The organism is Micromonospora taraxaci, assembly GCF_007830095.1.
GTDB lineage: Bacteria > Actinomycetota > Actinomycetes > Mycobacteriales > Micromonosporaceae > Micromonospora > Micromonospora taraxaci.
Window position 1 is genome coordinate 5548830 of the sequence record NZ_VIWZ01000001.1, and the last position, 17746, is coordinate 5566575.

Here is a 17746-nt window from a genome sequence, read left to right on the forward strand (position 1 = left end):
GACTTGAAGTGAGGCACCACATGACCGGACTCAGTCGTCGGCAGCGCCTGGCCGCCGTCGCCGTGATAGCCCTCGCCGCAGCGGCCGGCAGCGCCTGCTCGTCGTCCTCGGACAAGTCCGCCGACGGCGGCGCCTACCTCGTCTGGGACCCCTATCCACAGTTCGCCGACGACTCCGAGTGGGTCGCGCTCCTCAAGAAGTGCGGCACCTCGGCGGGCGTGACCGTCGAGCGGACCGGCTACGACACCACCGACCTGACCAACAAGGCGCTGCTCGCCGCCCAGCAGGGCAACTCGCCGGACGTGCTGATCGTCGACAACCCGGTCATCTCGACACTGGCCGAGGCCGGCGCGCTCACCACCACCGACGACAACAAGCTGGACGTCTCGTCCATGGAGAAGAACCTGCTCGGCGCGGGACAGAGCGAGGGCAAGACGTACGGGGTGCCGATCGGCGCGAACACCCTCGCCCTCTACTACAACAAGGACGTACTCACCGCCGCCGGTGTCGACCCCACCGCCGTCAAGGACTGGACGTCGCTGAACGAGGCGCTGGGCAAGGTCAAGGCCAAGGGGAAGAAGGGCATCACCTTCTCCGCGATCGGCACCGAGGAGGGCAGCTTCCAGTTCCTGCCCTGGTTCTGGGGCTCCGGCGCCCAACTGACCGGTCTGGACTCCCCGCAGGCGGTGGCCGCGCTCACCCTCTGGACGGACTGGCTCAAGCAGGGCCACGCTCCGAACTCAGTCATCAACAACACCCAGACCACGAGTTGGCAGGAGTTCGCCTCCGGCGACTACGCCTTCGCCGAGAACGGCACCTGGCAGCTCGCCAACGCGGAGAAGCTCGGCTTCGCGTACGGCACCATCGCGATCCCGGCCAGCGCGGGCGGGCCCGCACCGGCACCCACCGGCGGTGAGTTCGTCTCCATCCCGGTGCAGAAGAACACCGGACGGTACGACACGTCGCAGAAGCTCGTCACCTGCCTGACCAGCGCCGACAACCTCCTCACCACCGACACCACGCTCTCCTACGTCGCACCCGTCGCCGCCGTTCAGGACCGACAGGCGACCGCGGACCCCAAGCTCAAGGTCTGGGTCGAGGCGGTTCGGGCAGCCAAGGGCCGCACCGGCGACAACCTCGGCACGAAGTACCCGAAGATCTCCGAGTCGCTGTGGACCGCGGTGCAGGCGGCCCTCAGCGGCGGGAAGTCTCCGCAAGAGGCGCTGACCGCAGCGCAGGCCGCGGCCACGAACAGGTAAGGCGTCGAAGCGACCCCATGGCCCAAACGACAGAGACCTCCACCGACGTACGGGGCCCGGGTGAGGCGGCGACCACCGCCCCACCCGGGTCTCCCCCGCCCCGAGTTCGCCGGCCGCGCCGGTGGCTGGCCTGGGGCTTCCTGGCACCCGTGACCCTCTACCTGGCGGCCTTCTACGCGTACCCGCTCTACCGCAACATCGAGTTGAGCCTGCGGGAGTACACCGTCCGTTCGTTCGTGCAGGGCGGCGCGCCCTTCGCCGGTCTGGACAACTACCGGACGGTGCTGACCGATCCGGCCTTCGTGCCGACGCTGACGCACACGGTGGTCTTCACCGGCGCGTCGCTCGCCTTCCAGTTCAGCATCGGCATGGCCCTCGCGCTCTTCTTCCACCAGCACTTCCCGCTGTCGCGCACACTGCGCGCGCTGTTCCTCGTACCGTGGCTGCTGCCGTTGATCGTCTCGGCGTCGACCTGGTCGTGGCTGCTCAACAGCGACTCGGGCCTGGTCAACTCCGCACTCGGGGTGGTGGGCGTCGACCCCGTCAACTGGCTCACCTCGCCGGGCTGGTCGCTCACCTCGGTGATCATCGCGAACATCTGGATCGGCATCCCGTTCAACCTGGTGGTGCTCTACAGCGGCCTACAGGCGATCCCGGCCGAGGTGTACGAGGCGTCCGCTCTCGACGGCGCGACGGGGTGGCAACGGTTCTGGTCGATCACGTTCCCGTTGCTGCGCCCTGTCTCCGCGATCACGCTGCTGCTCGGGTTGATCTACACCCTGAAGGTCTTCGACATCATCTGGATCATGACCAAGGGCGGACCGACCGGCTCGTCCGCGACGCTCGCCACCTGGTCGTACCGGCTCGGCTTCGGCAACCTGCTGCCCGAGTTCGGACCGGGCGCGGCCGTCGGCAACCTGCTCATCGTGATGGCCCTGATCGCCGGGCTCGTCTACATCCGAATCGAGCGAAGGCAGCACCTGCGATGACCACCTCCACGCCGCGGGCCTGGTGGAAGACCGGCGTCGGCCTGGTGCTGACCGGGCTGATGCTCTTCCCCGTCTACTGGATGATCAACGTGTCGTTCACGCGGGACCAGGACATGCGGGCCAGTCCCCCGCACCTGATCCCCACCAACGGCACGCTGGACGGCTACCGGGCGGTGCTCGACCAACAGCTGCCATACCTCGGCACCAGCTTCCTGGTCGGCCTCGGCACCGTCGCGCTGACCGTGGCGCTGGCCGCCCCCGCCGGGTACGCGCTGGCGAAGCTCCGACCACCCGGTGGCCCGGCGCTGAGCTTCGTGCTGCTGATCGCCCAGATGATCCCGGGAATCATCATGGCGATGGGCTTCTACGCCATCTACCTCAGCCTCGGCGTCCTGAACACACTGCCCGGGCTGATCCTGGCCGACACGACACTCGCGGTGCCGTTCGCCGTCCTGATCTTCACGGCCTTCATGTCCGGCATCCCCGACGAGTTGCTCCAGGCCGCAGTGGTCGACGGCGCCAGCCGGCTACGGACCTTCTGGTCCGTCGTCCTGCCGGTCAGCCGCAACTCGATCGTCACGGTGTCGCTGTTCGCGTTCCTGTGGTCCTGGTCGGACTTCATCTTCGCCTCGACCCTCACCGGTGGCGGCGACCACCAGCCGATCACCCTCGGCATCTACCACTACATCGGCAACAACAACCAACAGTGGAACGCCATCATGGCCACCGCTGTCGTCGCCTCCATCCCCGCCGCCGTGCTGCTGGTCCTGGCCCAGCGCTACGTCTCGATGGGCGTGACCGCCGGCGCCGTCAAGGACTGACCACCCGCACCACAGAAAGGCACCCGCCACCCATGACCGTCGCCCCGTCCGGTCCGGAGTTCTCCATCCAGGACATCCCGTTCAGCTACCGAGGATCCTGGTTCAACATCTCCCCGGTGGTAGCCGAGAAGACGTACGCCGACGATCTGCACCTGGTCTCGCACCAGACCGGGCTGCACCCCGTCCTACGTCTCGCCCCCACCGTCGCCGACACCACCATCGTCGCCACACCCACGCTGCTGACCTGGCGCAACGGCGCCGACCGAATCGAGGCCGTCTACGACGGGCCGGACACCCTGCGGATCCGGGGCCGACGGCTCGGTCTGCGGGTGGCCGCGGCAGCCGGCACCCTGACCCCGTTCAGCGGCACCTACCTGTACCTCGATCCACTCGACGGGTCACACGTCTTCACCTCGTACGAGACCGGTCGCCGCTACCGGGTCACGGTGCTCTCCGGCACCCTTCAGCGGACCGACGGCGTGGAGGCGCTCGGCACCGCCGACCGGTCAGTGGACCTCCCCGCCGACGGCCAGTGGGAAATCGCGATCGAGGAGTACGCGACAGCCCGCCGCCGGTACGACGGGTCCGTTCCGTTCGAGCAGTTGTGCCGCGACCGGGCGGCGGAGTTCACCGCTTTCGTCGACGCGATCGCGCCGTGGCGTGGCCCGGACACGCCGGCCGCCGAACTGGCCGCGTACGTCCTGTGGTCGGCGACCGTCGCCCCGGCGGGCTTCGTCACCCGCCCAGCCGTCCTGATGTCCAAGCACTGGATGGACAAGGTGTGGAGCTGGGACCACTGCTTCAACGCGATCGCCCTGGCCGCCGGCGAACCGGAACTGGCCTGGCACCAGTTCCACCTGCCCTTCGACCATCAGGACGAGGCCGGCGCACTACCCGACTCGGTCACCCACTCCGAGGTCCTGCACAACTACGTCAAGCCCCCCATCCACGGCTGGGCGATGCGACACCTGCGTCGACTCCTCCCCCAGCCGCCGGACCGGGCGGCGCTGGCCGAGACGTACGACCGGCTGGCCCGCTGGACCCGGTTCTGGCTCGACGCACGTCGAGCGCCCGGTCAGGACCTGCCCCACTACCAGCACGGCAACGACAGCGGCTGGGACAACGCGACCACCTTCGACGGCGACCGGGTCCTCCAGACGGCCGACCTCGCCGCGTTCCTGGTCTCGCAGCTCCGCTGCCTGGCCGACCTCGCCGCCGAACTGGGCGAGCCCACCGAGCAGTGGTCCCGGGAGGCCGACCGGATCTGCGCGGCCATGCTGCACGACCTGTGGGACGGCGAACGGTTCCTGGCCCGCAGCCCGCACACCGGTCACCGGCGGGCGAGCCGCAGCCTGCTCGACCTGATGCCCATCGCCCTCGGCGCCGACCTGCCCGCGCCGGTCGCCGCCGCCCTGGCGCGAGGCGCCGAAAAGCACCTGACCACGCACGGGCTGGCCACCGAACCGACCGACTCGGCCCACTACCTCGCCGACGGCTACTGGCGTGGCCCGATCTGGGCACCCTCCACCGTCCTGGTCGAGGACGGCCTGCGGCGGGCCGGGCAGACCAGGATCGCCGACGAGATCAGTCGACGGTTCCTCGCCCTGTGTGAGAAGTCCGGGTTCGCGGAGAACTTCGACGCCGAGACCGGGGCCGGGCTCCGCGACCGCGCGTACACCTGGACGGCCAGCAGCTACCTCATCCTGGCGGCCGCCCAGGAGCAACGGCGTGACACCGGCGGGTAGGGGGCGGACTCAGCGGGCCGGAACCGGCCCGGTGCTGGACCGCAACGAGATGGGCGGGGTGTAGAGGCGGTGCCGTGGCACGGCGCCGCGCTCGGCGATGGTCTCCAACAGCAGCGACACCGCCTCGGCACCCATCTCGACCATCGGCACGTCGGCGGCGGTCAACGGGGGACGGAAATCCTCCGCCCAGTGCTGGGCGGCGACCCCGGTGACCGAGAAGTCGCCCGGCACCGACATCCCGGCGCTGGTCAACGCACGCTGCATTCCGGGCAGCGCGGCCTCGTTGATGGTCGCCACCGCGGTCACGTCCGGATGCGTCGCGAGCAGCTGTTCGACGCACGCCTCACCGGAGGCGCTGTCGTCGCCGCAGCAGACCTCGACACCGGTCAGGCCGCGTTCCGCCGCAGCCGCCCGGAAACCGGCCAGCGCACGGTGGCTGGGGCCGTAACCCGCGGCCACCAACTCGGCGGAACGGTTCACCAGTGCCACCTGCCGGTGCCCCAGATCGGCCAGGTGGTGCACGCACCTGGCGATCAGGCCGGCGTAGTCGATGTCGATCCAGCTCATACCGTGCGGCTCGGCCGTCCGACCGATCGTGACGAACGGCAGCCCGGCCTTGGACAACCGGGTCACCCGGTCGTCCTCCAGTCGGATCTCCATCAGGATCACCCCGTCGACCCGACGCCCGGTGACGATCCGCTCGAACGACCGGTCGTGGTCGCCACCGGACGGGGACAGCAGCACGTCGAGGTCGTGGCGGGCAGCCGCCTCGACGACACTCGCGACGAAGCCCAACTGCATGTCGGTCAGCCGTTGACTCGCGGGCGGGATCACCAACCCCAGGGTGCGGGTGCGGCCCTCCTTCAACGCCCGAGCGCTGGCGTTCGGCCGGTAGTCCAGCTCGTCGATGACCGCCTGGATCCGCTGCCGGGTCGCCTCCGACACGGCCCGTTTCCCGCTCAGCACGTACGACACAGTGCTGCGGGACACTCCCGCCCGGCGGGCGATCTCGCCGATGTTCATGGACCGCCCTCGAATCAGCTCCTGCCCCGACAGCGGGGCACACCAGGCTCTGCCGACGAGCATATCCACGGTGAGCTCGCCACCTGTCGAGCCGGTCGGCTGAGGCGGGATCGGCCGCCGTCAGCGACCACGCCGGTCGGTCGCCCCGGGGGCGTCGCGCCCGATGACAGTCGCCACCTCGCTCAGGTCGTTGTTCAGCTGGTGGTCGCGTCCGGGCAGTCGGTGCAGCCGCGCCTGCGGGATGACACCGGCGTACAGGTCGGCGTGCGACGGTGGAGCGGTCTCGTCCCGGAGCCCGTGGAAGACGTGCACCGGCACGTCGCGCGGCAGCCTCGCGCCGAGGTCGTACGGCGCCTCGAACTCACCACCGGGCCAGCCGCCCGCACCGACGAATGGGGCGGCGACCAGCACGATCGCGCCGAGTCGCCGCTCCGGGGGCCGCTCGGCGAGCATGTTGACGAGGATCGTCCCGCCCACCGAGTGGCCCACGACCACCGCCCCGTCGTCCAGGGCGGCGATCTCCCGCCGGATGACGACGCTCCAGGAGGCGTAACCGGGGTCGTCCTCGTCGGGCATACGCGGGTAGCGGACCTCGTAGGCGTCCCCGAGCTCCCGACTCAGGCTGTCGAACAGCTTGTCGTCCCAGTCGTCGTGCACGCCGGCACCGCCGCCCTGGATCAACAGGACCTGCGTACGTCCCGGCATGACGATCCTCCCCGCGTTGGTGTCAGCGCGTACCCGGTGTCGTGGAGGCCGGTCGGCGGGCCCCGCCGGAACGCTTGAGCAGGACCGCTCCGCCGACGACGAAGACGCCGGCGATGATCAGCCCCACCGGATTGCCCTCGGCCAGACTGCTGAAGAGCCCCAGTATGCCGAGGATGACCAGCACACCACCGAGAAGTCGCAGGAAGTAGCCGCCGACAGCTCTGCCCCGTTCATTCGTCATGGTGTTTCTCTGCCCGACGCGCGGGGCCCGCAAACGGCTCACCGGCGCGGTGCCCGCATGTCGACCGAGGGCCGGTAGCTTTCACCAGTCGGGGAAGGGGATCCGCATGGTCAAGGGGTGGCACGGCTGGCTCGGTACGTTCAACGGCGTCGTCCTCATCACGATGGCCGTACTGCCGTTGGCCGCGCTGGTGGTGTGGGCGCTGGCCCGCCGTCGCCGAGCCACCGGAAGCATGGCGTTGCGGATGTCGCTGGCCGAGGTCGGCATCGTCTACGGCACGGTGCCGTGGGTCTGGATGATCATGCTGCCGGGTGACCAGGCCGGCGTCGTCCCCGGCCGGGTGAGCCTGGTGCCCCTGCGGGACCTGCTCACGATCGTCGCCGACGGCGGCCCGCTCACCGCGACGGTCCAGGTGGTCGGCAACCTGCTGGTGTTCGCGGCGCTGGGTTTCTTCGCCCCGCTGCGGTTCGCGGCGCTGGCGTCGGTGCCGCGGATCCTCCTGCTCGCGGCGGCCTGTTCGGTCCTGGTCGAGGCCGCCCAGTACGTGCTGCGGCTGGACCGGGTGTCGTCAGTGGACGACGTGCTGCTCAACGCCGCCGGGGCGGGGCTGGCCGCGCTGGCGTCGCGGCGCTGGTGGCCCGCAGCGGCGCCCGATCGACCACCCCGACCGGCCCCGGCACACTGAGCAGGCGGTGCGTGACTCGTATAGTGCCGGCGTGGACAGGGACAAGGTTCGGCAGGCGTACGCCTCCGTCGCGGATCTGTACATCGGGCTGTTCGGCACGCGCGAGCAGGTGGACCCTGACGACCTCGCCTTCATCGGGCGACACCTGGCAACCCGGACGGGCCCGGTGCTCGACCTGGGCTGCGGCCCCGGCCATCTCACCGGCTACCTCCACTCGCTGGGTGTCAACGCGACGGGAATCGACCTGGTCCCCGAGTTCCTCACCCACGCGCGGGTGGCCCACCCGGACGTCGAGTTTCACAGCGGATCGCTGGAGAGTCTCGACGTCGTCGCCGGCTCGGTCGACGGCATCCTCGCCTGGTACTCGTTGATCCACCTGCCGCCCGAGGAACTCGACGGGGTGCTCGCCGAGTTCCGGCGCGCGTTGGCCCCGGGCGGACCGTTGGTGCTCGGCATGTTCGACCACGACGAGGTCGGCCCCTTTGACCACAAGGTCGTGACCGCCTACCGCTGGCCCGTCGACGAGATCAGCGAACGACTCACCCGCGCCGGTTTCGTGGAGGTCGAACGCCTCCGACGGCCCAGGGAGGGCGACCGTCGCCCGCATACCGCCTTCGCGGCAGTCGCGGGAGACAGTTGAGCCCAGACCCGCTGTCACGCAGGGCGGTGACCGGCACCCCGCACGCGGAACTCGTTACCGTCCGGATCTGCCAGCACGACCGCGCCGTCCTCGGCGACGTCGAGTCGGGTGGCACCGAGGGAGACCAACTCGTCGACCGCCGCCTGCTGGTCGTCGGCAGCCGGGACCAGCTCGAGGCGTTCCCGGTTCGGCTCGTTCTTCGGCGCCACGGGCGGGCCACCCCAGGCGATCTTGGTGCCGCCGTGCGGTGACTGGATCGCCGTCTCCTCGTCCTGGTCCCACACCAGCGGCCAACCCAGCGCCCTGCTCCAGAACAGGCCAACCTCCCGGGTGCCCTCACAGGTCAGCTCACCGAGGAAGCCGGTGCCGGCGAGGTACGCGTTGCCGGGCTCGATCACGCAGAACGCGTAACCCGCCGGGTCGGCCAGAACGGTGTGCCCCTCCTCGGGCAGCTGCCCGACGTCGAGGTGGTCGCCACCCAGCTTCAGCGCCGTCGCGATCGTGTGCTGCTGCTCGTCGACATCGGCGCTGGTCAGGTGCAGGTGCATCCGGTTCACGGCGAGTTGGCCCGGGCGGCCCGACACGAACCGGAGACCGAGCTGGGTCTCGTCGCCGGGCAGGAGCACGCCGCCGGCATCCTCGATGACGTCCCGATTCAGCAGAGCGGCCCAGAACCGCGCCGCACGGAACGGGTCGAGGGCTTCGTAGGTGACGGCCAGAAGCTGCGTACGCATCATCGGACAATAGGCAGCGCTCTGGCACCACACCACCGCATTAACGAGTCGGTGATCACCGGCCTGCGGACCTGGTGTGCCATAGGGAAGACTGGCCGGCATGGTTGACCTGGGCGATGTGAAGGCTGCGCTGCACCTCTACCTACGGGAGACTCGCGAAGACCTGATCTGGAAGCTGGACGGGCTGAGCGAACGCGACGCCCGACTGCCCCGCACCGCGACCGGCAACAATCTGCTGGGTGCCCTCAAGCACTGCCTCAACGTCGAAGCCCTCTACTTCGGGCCTACCTTCGGGCGCGAGTTCCCGACGCCCGAGGAGCTCGTGCCCTTGGCGGCGTTCGACGACGACCCGCAGGCAGACTGGTACGCGCGCGACGACGAGACGAAGGACGGCCTCATCGACACGTATCGCCGGGTCGGTGTGTTCGCCGACCAGACGATCGAAGAGCTCCCACTCGACGCGCCAGGGCTGGTGTCGTGGTGGCGGCCTGGCGCACAGGCCGTGACGTTGCACCGGATCATCACCCACGTGACGTGCGACCTCGCCCGCCACGCGGGTCACATGGACATCATGCGCGAGCAGCACGACGCGGCGATCGGCGTACGGCAGAACAGCAGCAACATCCCGGACGGCTACGACTGGCCGGCGTACGTCACCAGGCTGACGAAGCTGGCGGACCGCTTCGGCTGAGCCGGACCTGGTCCACTCGTCGCGGGCGCCCTGGGTGCCGGCCGCCAGCACGGCCACGAGGTGATCGCGGACGACGCTGACCCGCTCGCACTTGAGCCACCTCACGACGACCCACGGTTCCTCGCCGAGACGGCAGCCTGGCTGCGGCTGTGGGCACAGTCAGCGGCCGGCGGTGACCGTCGGTCACCTCCGTCCTGGGCGGATGCGGTAGTGGGCGGTATACCTCAGAGGTATGAATATGACTCTGAGGTATACCGCTCAACAGCACATCGACCCGGTGGGCAGCACCAGAGCGGCGGCGAACCCAGCAGCGTGCGAGGCGGAGGGTCAGCAGCCGATGCGGCTGGACCCGAGCGCGACGTCGTCGTACCAGAGGGTGTCGGCTCCTCCGCCGTAACTCTCCCAGCCCAGCTTCAGGTCGGTGAGCTGCGGACGCCAGGTGCGGTTGTACCACTGGCCGTCGATGTCGTGCGTCGGTGTGCCGTCCGCGGTCAGCCCGGTGACGGCGGTGCCGTCCACCCAGGTACGGAGCTGACCGGCCGAGCCGTCCACCATGAACTCCACGCACACCCACCGGTTGGTGGGTAGCGGCAGGCTCTGTGCCACCCCGGCGGGGCTCTGCTCGGGCAGGGTCGCGTCGTCGGACGCGCGGTTCCACTGCAACGCGCCGTTCTGGCCGCCCAGCCGCAGATCCTTGTTGCCGTCGGCGGAGTCCGCCATCGCCACCATCGTGGTGTGCTCGGTGGGCTGGGCGGTGGTGTGTCGCATCCACATCCGGCCGTACCGGACACTGCCCACGCTGCCGAGGTTCTTCGTGGACCTGACGAAGACGTGGTTGCAGTAGCCCGCCGCGCCGTTGATCCGCACCGCGCGGCTGCCGCTGTGCGTGGTAGCCGTGTCGATGGTGGCCGTGCCGGTGCCGGAGCAGTCCGGGCTCACCACGGCCCAGTCGCCGGACGGCGTCGACCCGGTCTGGTTCTCGAAGCCGTCACAGAGCACAGCGCCGGCACAGCCGACCGGAGGCGGCGTCGTCGGAGGCGGCGTGGTCGGGGGCGGCGTCGTCGGAGGTGGTGTGGTCGGGGGTGGTGTCGTCGGCGGCGGCGTGGTCGGGGGTGGTGTGGCGCCGTTGCACGGTACGCCGTTCAGTGTGAAGCCGGTCGGCGCGCCGCCGCTGGAGCCGTACGTGCCCTGCACACCGAACTCGGTCGAGCCACCGGCCGGGATGCTGCCGTTGTACGACAGGCTGCGGGCGGTCACCGTCGACCCGGACTGGCTGACCGTGGCGTTCCAGCCGTTCGTGACGCGCTCGTCCCCGGCGTACGTCCAGGTGGCGGTCCAACTGGAGACGGCCGTGTCCCCCGGGGCGATCTTGACCGTGGCGGTGAATCCGCCAGGCCACTGGTTGGGCGTGTAGTCGACCCGGCAGCCCTGGGCGGCCGTCGCCGGACCGGTGAACACTGCCGAACCGGTCACGGTCACGGCGGCGGCCAGCCCGGCGACGACCGCGAGGGTCAGGGCGGGGCGGGCGCGGAGAATCGTCATGAGAGAGGTCCTTCTGCCATCGAGCTGTGGGAAAGGCGGCGCGGCAGTGCGCGTCCTGGACGGACGCGACGCGGCAACGCACCGTGGGTGCGGCGCAGCGGTGCGCCACAGCGGCTGGTCGGCGCGTACGACCGAAGTGCCCGGCTCGGGGTTGGACCTGTCAGCCGCCGGCGGCCCGATCACCCGGACCCCGGCGGTGCCCGCACCCAATCTATTCACAGGCCTCTATTCAATCAAGCGTCCGCAGCCTCGATCGTGACCTTCGCTGGCCCACCGACTCCGGTCGTGATCGACTGGTGGGGTGACCGAACCACTCGCCACCCCACCGACGGACGTCCAGGCACGCCTGGCCCGGGAGTTGAACGTCTGGCTGTGCACGTTGCGGCGTGACGGCTCCCCACACCTGACGCCGGTCTGGTTCGTCTACGTCGCCGGCACCTGGTGGATCGGTTGCGACGGCCGCAGCGTCAAGGTCCGCAACGTCACGGCCGACCCACGGGTGTCCCTGGCCCTGGAAGGCGGCAACGCCCCCGTGGTGGCAGAAGGCACCGCCCGGGTGCACCGAGACGGATTCCCGAACACGGTCGTGGAAGCGTTCGCCGGCAAGTACGACGGATGGGACGTCGGCAGGCAGGTCAGCCCGGGAGGCGAGCGCGTGCTGCTGGAGATCCCCGTCCGGCGGTGGCTGCTCGCCGGCACGGCGCAATAGGCCGCGTCCCACGCGCCAGGCCCCTCGCGATTTGGCACCTCGTGTGACAGTGAGGAACCTCAGTCCGTCGATGGGGAGGTTTCGTGGACTTCGCTCAAGCCGGTCTCGCCGCCGGGACGACGCTGCTCGCCGTCCTCCTCGGCGGCTGGCTCACCACCCGCGCTCAGGACCGGCTGTGGCGCCGCGACGATCAGCGGCAGTGGCGGGACATCAGGCTCACCGCGTACACCACGTTCCTGACCGCATTCCGGGAGTACGTGGCCTACGTACTCCTGCCTTCCGCTCGAATCACCGCCGTGCCCCGCCCCCACAGCCCGCACGACCTCATGCCGTTCTTCGACGAGCAGGGCACCCGCTACAAGGAGCAGTTGGAGGCGACCAAGACGGAACTCCGGCTGATAGCGGGACGACCGGAGATCGTGGCGGCGTCGCGCACGATGGTGCAGCAGGCGCGGCTGCTCGCCGCGGCCCGCGCCACGCATGACGCCGATGCGTTGCCCGCCGAGCGCTTCGACGAACTCTGGGCGGCAGAGCGGCGGTTCGTCGCGGCGGCCCGACGGGAACTGGCCGTCCGCGACCTGGCAGCCGACCACCCGGCGAGCGCCTGACGGCGTGACCTCGCGGACGCCAGACCTGACATTCGACAAATTCCACGACAAGCGTGGATCGCGACGGATGTGCGCAGCTGAACCGTGGGTGCCAACTGCGACTGACATCTCGGACTGTCGACGCACATCGTGGCGATAATCGTTCGATGGGGACAGTCGTGCATCCCGCGTCCGGCCTCCGGAAGGCCACACTGACCGATCAGGAGTTGCTGGAGACCTCGTGGGATCACTGCCGGATCCACGCGCTCGCCGTCACCGACGACGAAGGTCCGCCTGAAGGGCTGACCCCGGAGGAGTTCCAGGAGCAGGACGACCTCGATCCCACAGCCCCTTCGGCTCTGCGGTTGCATCTCGACATCGACTACATCGTGGGTCGGGGCGACCCGGAACCTATGCGGGACGTCGAATACTGGGTCGCGCCGGCCACGTTGATCTTCGACAACGTGTGGGATCTCGTCGGAAACCTGCACTCGGTGTGCCTGCCGTTGGAGCTGACCAACCTGCGCCAGGAGCCCGACGGGCGCGTGGAGGAGCGCTGCTGGCGCCTGGAGGGACGCGACATGGACTTACGGTTCCAGGCGTCGCGCTACACCCTGCACCTGCGCAGGCCTCCGAGGTACGGCCGGCGGGTGCTCCGGATGGCCGAACGGGGTGGCATCAGCTTCGACCCGCATCCGTTCGCGTGACTGATCGCTGATCCAGTCGAGTCCGCAACCGCCACAGCAACGAGGTTCGGCGAGGTGTGCGGCGGAATGAACGAGCCCAGTCGGATCGAACTCAATGAGTGAGATCGACGCCGGTCAGGTCGGCCGACAGCGCCCAGAGTCGGGCTGCCTCACTGCTGTCGGTGGGGTTGCCGTCGACGATCCGGCAGTCCACGCAGTAGTCGCCGCCGTTCCCGTCGAGGTGCGGTGACGTGGCGGCCCAGACCTGGGTCGCCGCGCCCTGGTCGGCGGTCTTGAACAGACCTGGCGTCGGGGTCCCGTCCGCGTCGATCCAGCCGGCGGCGACCATCTCCTCGACGGGAAGGTGTCGTTGCAGGGGTGTGCGGATCCAGCCCGGGTTGACCGAGAAGGCGCGGACACCGTGCGGTCGGCCGAGCAGGTCGAGGTGGCGGGCGAACAGGATGTTCGCCAGCTTGGACTGGGTGTAGGCCTCCCACTTGTCGTAGCCCTGCTCGAACTGCACGTCGTCCCAACGGATGCGCCAGGTCGGGTTGTGCCCGGAGGTGACCGAGACGACGCGAGCCGAGCCGGACGCGGTGAGCGCGGGCCACAGCAGGTTCACCAGCGCGTAGTGGCCGAGGTGGTTGGTCGCGAACTGCGCTTCCCAGCCGGGTCCCACCCGGGTCTCCGCGCAGGCCATGATCCCCGCACTGGCGATCAGGATGTCGAGGGCGGAATCGCTGTGCAGGAAGCGTTCGGCGAACGCGCGGACCGAGGTGAGGTCGGCGAGATCGAGCTGGTCGACCTCGACCCCGGCGACGCCGGCGAGCGCCTGCCGCGCCGCCTCCGGCCTGCGGGCCGGGACGACGACCCGGGCCCCGGCCCGGGTGAGCGCGAGGGTCGTGGCGAGACCGAGGCCGGAGTAGCCGCCGGTGACGACGGCGGTCCTGCCGGTGAGGTCGATTCCGGCGAGGACGTCTCCGGTCGTGCGGTGAGCGCCGAACATGGTGTGGGTCGTGTCGCTGGTCATGGTGCGGACGCTAGGTGCTGGACCGAGGTCTAGGTCAAGCAGATACGGTCGATGTCATGGCGGGCAAAGGGCTGGGCATCGGGCAGGTCGCGCAGCACACCGGGTTGAGCGTGCACACCCTTCGGCTCTACGAGCGTGCGGGCCTGTTGGCCGGTGAGGTGCGGCGCGACGCTTCCGGCAGGCGCGTCTACAGCGAGTGGGACGTCGAGTGGCTGACGAACTGCGTGAAGTTCCGGACCTCCGGGATGCCCCTCGCGACGATCAGCCGCCTGGCCCAGCTCGTCCGCGAGGGCGCCGGCAACGAGGCCGAGCGACTCGATCTGCTGCGCGAGCACCAACACCGCATCACCGAGCAGCTCGCGCACCTGCGCGACTGCCTCGATCTCATCGACCGCAAAGTGGACAGCTACGAGCGACACCTGGCCGCCGGGGCATCCGGAGACCCCTGGCAGCAACCCCCGCCAGCATCGGCCTCACCCGGCGCCGAGCTGGCCCAGCAGGTCGGCGGCGCGTAGCACCGTCCAGTATGTGTCGGGCGTGCCGGTCACTGTCACGACCGTCGAGCCGGACGCCACCGGAGCCGTGCCGCCGAGGCGGGGAACCAGCCGATCGAGGGTCTCCGGATCGACGACACCGGCCAGGACCGTGCGGCCGGTCAGGTCTGGTAGCTGCCGCGTCTCTCCCGTCTCCGCCACTGCCGCCGCCCGAATGGCACCCGCGTCCGCCGGCACCTCGGTGTAGGTGTTGTCGGCGTGGCCGACCAGGATCCGATCGGCGCGTCCGACCGCGTGCCACGCCAACAGATCGAGGATCGTCGGGCGGTGGCCACCGAAGAAGTGCTCCCACTGGTCGGCGGCTGCTCGGGCAAGCTGGTCGCCGTGCCGACCGACGCTGTGGTTGTCGCCACGGCCGTTGAGGGTCAGGTCGGTCCAGAGCAGTCGTCGGGTACGCAGATCCACGACCATCGGCAGCAGCATGCGGGCGTTGCCTCGCAGGTCGAACCGCTGCGCCACCCGGGAACCGTCGAACTGCTCACCGCCCCTGAGGGGCAGCATGACACCGGCGATCGCCTCGGTGAGGTTCTCGAACGGCACGGCGTTGTAGCTGAGCAGGGTCGGCGCGGCGTAGCGGACGCCGTGCTCGACCAGACGGGTCAGATGGAGGTCGAGGTATTCGGTGGCCCCGAGGGGGGCCGGGGCGGAGGTGAGGTCGCCGGAGTGGATCGCGCCGTCACCGGCGAATCGCAGCTGGGTGTAGTCGCAGTGGCCGACCCGTTGCCAGTCCTGGTCGAAGAACACGCAGGACAGGTCGAGGTCGACCCGGGTGGCGTCAGGTTCCTCCCAGTGCAGGAAGAACCGCAGCACCTCGGCGTCGGGCAGCGCCCGCACGCTGCCCCGGGGCCATCCTGCCAACTGTGTCGAGGCGGCCCGTTCCCGCATCGGGGCGGGCACCTCGGCCAGGGCGGCGTCGAGCACTGCCACGTCGTACCGGCCGAGTCGGGCGGCCCTGGTGGCCAGCTCATTGTCGACGAGGTCGCGTACACCGGTGATCGCCGCTGTCGGCAGCGTCGGCCGCCGTTCGGGCTCGGTCCAGGTCGTGGCGACGCTGCCGCGGGGGAAGAAGACGCGCCGGGGCATCCCGGGGCCCGGCCGGCCACCGACGATGCCTGCCGCCTCGGCGGCATCGTCTTCGGTTGGCTTCTCGGCCGGGGCGGGCGTCCGGACGCCGGACCGGAACACCTCCCGCAGGACGGCCGGCCCGTCACCGCGTATGCGCAGCGCCGCGGCGCGCAGGGCGTCACCCAGGCCACCGACGACCGCCGACTCGGTGGTGGCGTTCGCCGACGCGCGGGCCCGCGCTGCCGCCGCCCGCGCCCGCGCGGTCGCCGCGAGCTGAGCGTCCGTCGCCCTCGTCGTGTCGTCGCGGCCGGCAAGCTGGGCTGCCGCCGAGGCGAGCACACCTGGTGCCACCCGGGCCGCCGTGCTGCGCGCGGCCTCCTCGATGGCCGCCTGCGCCGCCGGGTCGTCGCCCGCCGCCCGCAGCAGGTGGTCGAGCCGACGCCACAGCTCGCCCGGACGTTCGGTGAGCAGCCGCGCGGCCTCGACCACGTCGCCGGCTGCCAGCGCCTCCTCCACCAGTGACGCGTGGGTCCGCACCCGAACCGACGCGGTGCCGTCAAAATGGTCGGTGAGAAGGAGGTGCCGAGGCGCCCGGGCGCAGGAGGTCACCATCGCGACGCCGAGGGCGCTCTCCACGGCGGCGCGGGTGCCGCGCAGCGTGGCGAAGGCGACGGCGGCGGCCGGATGCGCGGCGACGTTCTCGTAGGGGTGCAGCCGCTCGCCGAGGCGCTTCCACACCGTCGGGTGCCGGCGCAGATCCTCGGCCGCGACCACGGCACCGAGCGCGTCCAGGTGTGCGAGAACTGCGCGTCGCAACGGCCTGGGCAGCGCCCGTACCCGGGCGACCGGCACCGTCACGGCCGGTTCCCGCGACGGACGCCCCATCGCGCCCGGCGGCTCGTCGTCCCGTCGAGGCAGGACCAGCCCCGGGTCCCCACCGGAGTACGCCCACAGCGTCCGCGCCGCATCCGTCGCCGTCGACCACCGCCGGGCGGCGGCGTCGACCAGGTCGCGGTAGCCGGGGGTGAGTGCCGCGGCGTGCAGCGCCCAGGCGATGATCTGGGCGAGGGTCTCCCGGGCTGGCACCACGTCGGGCAGCCAGTCGAGGCGGCCCGGCGCGGTGGCGTCGACGAGCACCTTCAGGTCGGCCCGGTCGGTGTCGCTCAGCGCGGCAGGTTGACCGACGAGCTGGTCCCTGATCCGGATCGCGGCACCGATCGGGTCCACCTCCAGCCCGGCGATCCGCATCGGGAGCGGCGGCGCGTCACGAACGGTGCGCTCGTCCGCGTCCTCGGTCGGCGTGCCGGCCCGCCTCGGGCGGCTGCGTACCGGGGACGAAGGCTCGACGATGGTGAGGTACGTGTTGTCCGCCGACACCCGGCGCCCACACACCGGGCACCCCGTGACCTGATCCGGTGGGAAGCAGGCCGGACAGACGAGGTGACCGCACGGGTCGAGGGGCGCGCCCACGTTGTCGCGGCCACACAGCACGCAGGGCGCGTCGGGCACGGCGAACAGGTGGGTGAGCAACCGCCGCACGTAGACCGCTTCGACGTCCTGCGGGGTGTTGGGGAACGAACGGTAGAGGGGAAGCAGGGGACGGTCCGCGCCGACCAGCTCGTCGACGGTAGCCAGCAGCCAGTCGGCCCACCGGATCCGCACCGCCGGTGGCAGCCTCGTCGCCCCGACACGGAGGTCCTGCCGCAGCAACCAGCCACGATCGGCCAGGTCCGCCTCAAGGGAGGCCACCCACGCGGCGCCGTCCGCGGGAGCGGCGCCCGAGCCCACCACCGAGACCCGGGCGGTACGGCGCAGCAGCACCACGGCCAGCGCATCCATGCTCGCGTCCTCCCCAGGGAAGCGGTGGGCGGAGAGTCGCGACGCTAGTTCGCCAGAGAAGTGAGAAGGAAGCACCGCGGGGAGCCGCCCACCGCGGGCAAGATCCTATGGGGAGCACGGCGAACACGTCACCCCGATTACGAGTCCGAGGACGGTCCGGACGATCGTGGCGTACACCCGACACCGACTCACGCGGTAGCC

The 17746-nt window shown here is 70.5% G+C and carries 18 protein-coding genes; 11 read left to right on the forward strand and 7 right to left on the reverse strand.

Translation table 11 applies throughout. The features are described 5' to 3' along the window. Window positions 1-20 precede the first annotated feature (20 nt). From FHU34_RS25015 to FHU34_RS25030, 4 genes are read left to right on the forward strand one after another with little or no spacing between them, the layout of a single operon-like run. The gene (locus FHU34_RS25015; RefSeq protein ID WP_145784661.1) at window positions 21-1259 is read left to right on the forward strand and encodes a sugar ABC transporter substrate-binding protein; all 1239 of its coding nucleotides are present in this window, start codon (window positions 21-23) and stop codon (window positions 1257-1259) included. A gap of 17 nt (window positions 1260-1276) precedes the next feature. Further along, entirely contained in the window at window positions 1277-2248 is a 972-nt protein-coding gene (locus FHU34_RS25020; RefSeq protein ID WP_167524900.1) for a carbohydrate ABC transporter permease, read from the forward strand. Then, the gene (locus FHU34_RS25025; RefSeq protein WP_145784663.1) at window positions 2245-3069 is read left to right on the forward strand and encodes a carbohydrate ABC transporter permease; all 825 of its coding nucleotides are present in this window, start codon (window positions 2245-2247) and stop codon (window positions 3067-3069) included. The genes FHU34_RS25020 and FHU34_RS25025 overlap by 4 nt, the downstream gene beginning before the upstream one ends. A gap of 32 nt (window positions 3070-3101) precedes the next feature. Then, window positions 3102-4814 carry an amylo-alpha-1,6-glucosidase gene (locus FHU34_RS25030; RefSeq protein ID WP_145784665.1) on the forward strand — a complete coding sequence of 571 codons (1713 nt, stop codon included), beginning with the start codon at window positions 3102-3104 and terminating at the stop codon, window positions 4812-4814. A 9-nt stretch (window positions 4815-4823) separates the two neighbouring features. On the opposite strand, the gene FHU34_RS25035 is transcribed toward FHU34_RS25030, so the two are convergent. The 3 genes from FHU34_RS25035 to FHU34_RS25045 form a co-directional block, all read right to left on the reverse strand. Then, a complete protein-coding gene (locus FHU34_RS25035) occupies window positions 4824-5837 on the reverse strand; it encodes a LacI family DNA-binding transcriptional regulator (RefSeq protein ID WP_145784667.1) in 1014 nt (337 codons plus the stop codon). Between the two features lie 120 nt (window positions 5838-5957). Continuing rightward, the gene (locus tag FHU34_RS25040) at window positions 5958-6542 is read right to left on the reverse strand and encodes an alpha/beta fold hydrolase (RefSeq protein WP_145784669.1); all 585 of its coding nucleotides are present in this window, start codon (window positions 6540-6542) and stop codon (window positions 5958-5960) included. A 22-nt stretch (window positions 6543-6564) separates the two neighbouring features. Beyond that, a complete protein-coding gene (locus tag FHU34_RS25045) occupies window positions 6565-6783 on the reverse strand; it encodes a hypothetical protein (protein WP_145784671.1) in 219 nt (72 codons plus the stop codon). Window positions 6784-6889: 106 nt separating this feature from the next. Between FHU34_RS25045 and FHU34_RS25050 the strand changes: the two genes are divergently transcribed. Together FHU34_RS25050 and FHU34_RS25055 are read left to right on the forward strand one after the other, a co-directional pair. Beyond that, on the forward strand, window positions 6890-7468 hold the full coding sequence (locus FHU34_RS25050; RefSeq protein WP_145784674.1) for a VanZ family protein: 579 nt from the start codon (window positions 6890-6892) through the stop codon (window positions 7466-7468). A gap of 31 nt (window positions 7469-7499) precedes the next feature. Next, on the forward strand, window positions 7500-8108 hold the full coding sequence (locus FHU34_RS25055; protein WP_145784677.1) for a class I SAM-dependent methyltransferase: 609 nt from the start codon (window positions 7500-7502) through the stop codon (window positions 8106-8108). A gap of 14 nt (window positions 8109-8122) precedes the next feature. Here FHU34_RS25055 and FHU34_RS25060 read toward each other — a convergent pair whose 3' ends face one another. Further along, window positions 8123-8842 carry a VOC family protein gene (locus FHU34_RS25060; protein ID WP_208745073.1) on the reverse strand — a complete coding sequence of 240 codons (720 nt, stop codon included), beginning with the start codon at window positions 8840-8842 and terminating at the stop codon, window positions 8123-8125. 100 nt (window positions 8843-8942) lie between these two features. Here FHU34_RS25060 and FHU34_RS25065 point away from each other — a divergent pair, with 100 nt between their 5' ends. Then, the gene (locus FHU34_RS25065; protein WP_145784681.1) at window positions 8943-9533 is read left to right on the forward strand and encodes a DinB family protein; all 591 of its coding nucleotides are present in this window, start codon (window positions 8943-8945) and stop codon (window positions 9531-9533) included. 327 nt (window positions 9534-9860) lie between these two features. Here the strand turns inward: FHU34_RS25065 and FHU34_RS25070 are convergent, their stop codons facing one another. Then, complete coding sequence (locus FHU34_RS25070; RefSeq protein ID WP_145784691.1) at window positions 9861-11075, reverse strand: cellulose-binding domain-containing protein; 1215 nt, start codon at window positions 11073-11075, stop codon at window positions 9861-9863. A gap of 301 nt (window positions 11076-11376) precedes the next feature. Between FHU34_RS25070 and FHU34_RS25075 the strand changes: the two genes are divergently transcribed. From FHU34_RS25075 to FHU34_RS25085, 3 genes are all read left to right on the forward strand, one after another. Then, window positions 11377-11784, forward strand: coding sequence for a pyridoxamine 5'-phosphate oxidase family protein (locus tag FHU34_RS25075; protein ID WP_145784693.1), 408 nt, complete (start codon window positions 11377-11379; stop codon window positions 11782-11784). Window positions 11785-11867: 83 nt separating this feature from the next. Next, window positions 11868-12392 carry a hypothetical protein gene (locus FHU34_RS25080; protein ID WP_145784696.1) on the forward strand — a complete coding sequence of 175 codons (525 nt, stop codon included), beginning with the start codon at window positions 11868-11870 and terminating at the stop codon, window positions 12390-12392. Between the two features lie 146 nt (window positions 12393-12538). After that, window positions 12539-13078: a hypothetical protein gene (locus FHU34_RS25085; protein WP_145784699.1), complete on the forward strand. Its 540-nt coding sequence runs from the start codon at window positions 12539-12541 to the stop codon at window positions 13076-13078. Between the two features lie 91 nt (window positions 13079-13169). Here the strand turns inward: FHU34_RS25085 and FHU34_RS25090 are convergent, their stop codons facing one another. Then, window positions 13170-14087, reverse strand: a complete 918-nt coding sequence (locus FHU34_RS25090) for an oxidoreductase (protein WP_145784701.1) — start codon at window positions 14085-14087, stop codon at window positions 13170-13172. A gap of 56 nt (window positions 14088-14143) precedes the next feature. Between FHU34_RS25090 and FHU34_RS25095 the strand changes: the two genes are divergently transcribed. Next, on the forward strand, window positions 14144-14602 hold the full coding sequence (locus FHU34_RS25095; protein ID WP_145784703.1) for a MerR family transcriptional regulator: 459 nt from the start codon (window positions 14144-14146) through the stop codon (window positions 14600-14602). On the opposite strand, the gene FHU34_RS25100 is transcribed toward FHU34_RS25095, so the two are convergent. Further along, a complete protein-coding gene (locus tag FHU34_RS25100; RefSeq protein ID WP_145784706.1) occupies window positions 14561-17545 on the reverse strand; it encodes an MXAN_6230/SCO0854 family RING domain-containing protein in 2985 nt (994 codons plus the stop codon). The genes FHU34_RS25095 and FHU34_RS25100 overlap by 42 nt on opposite strands. Window positions 17546-17746 lie beyond the last annotated feature (201 nt).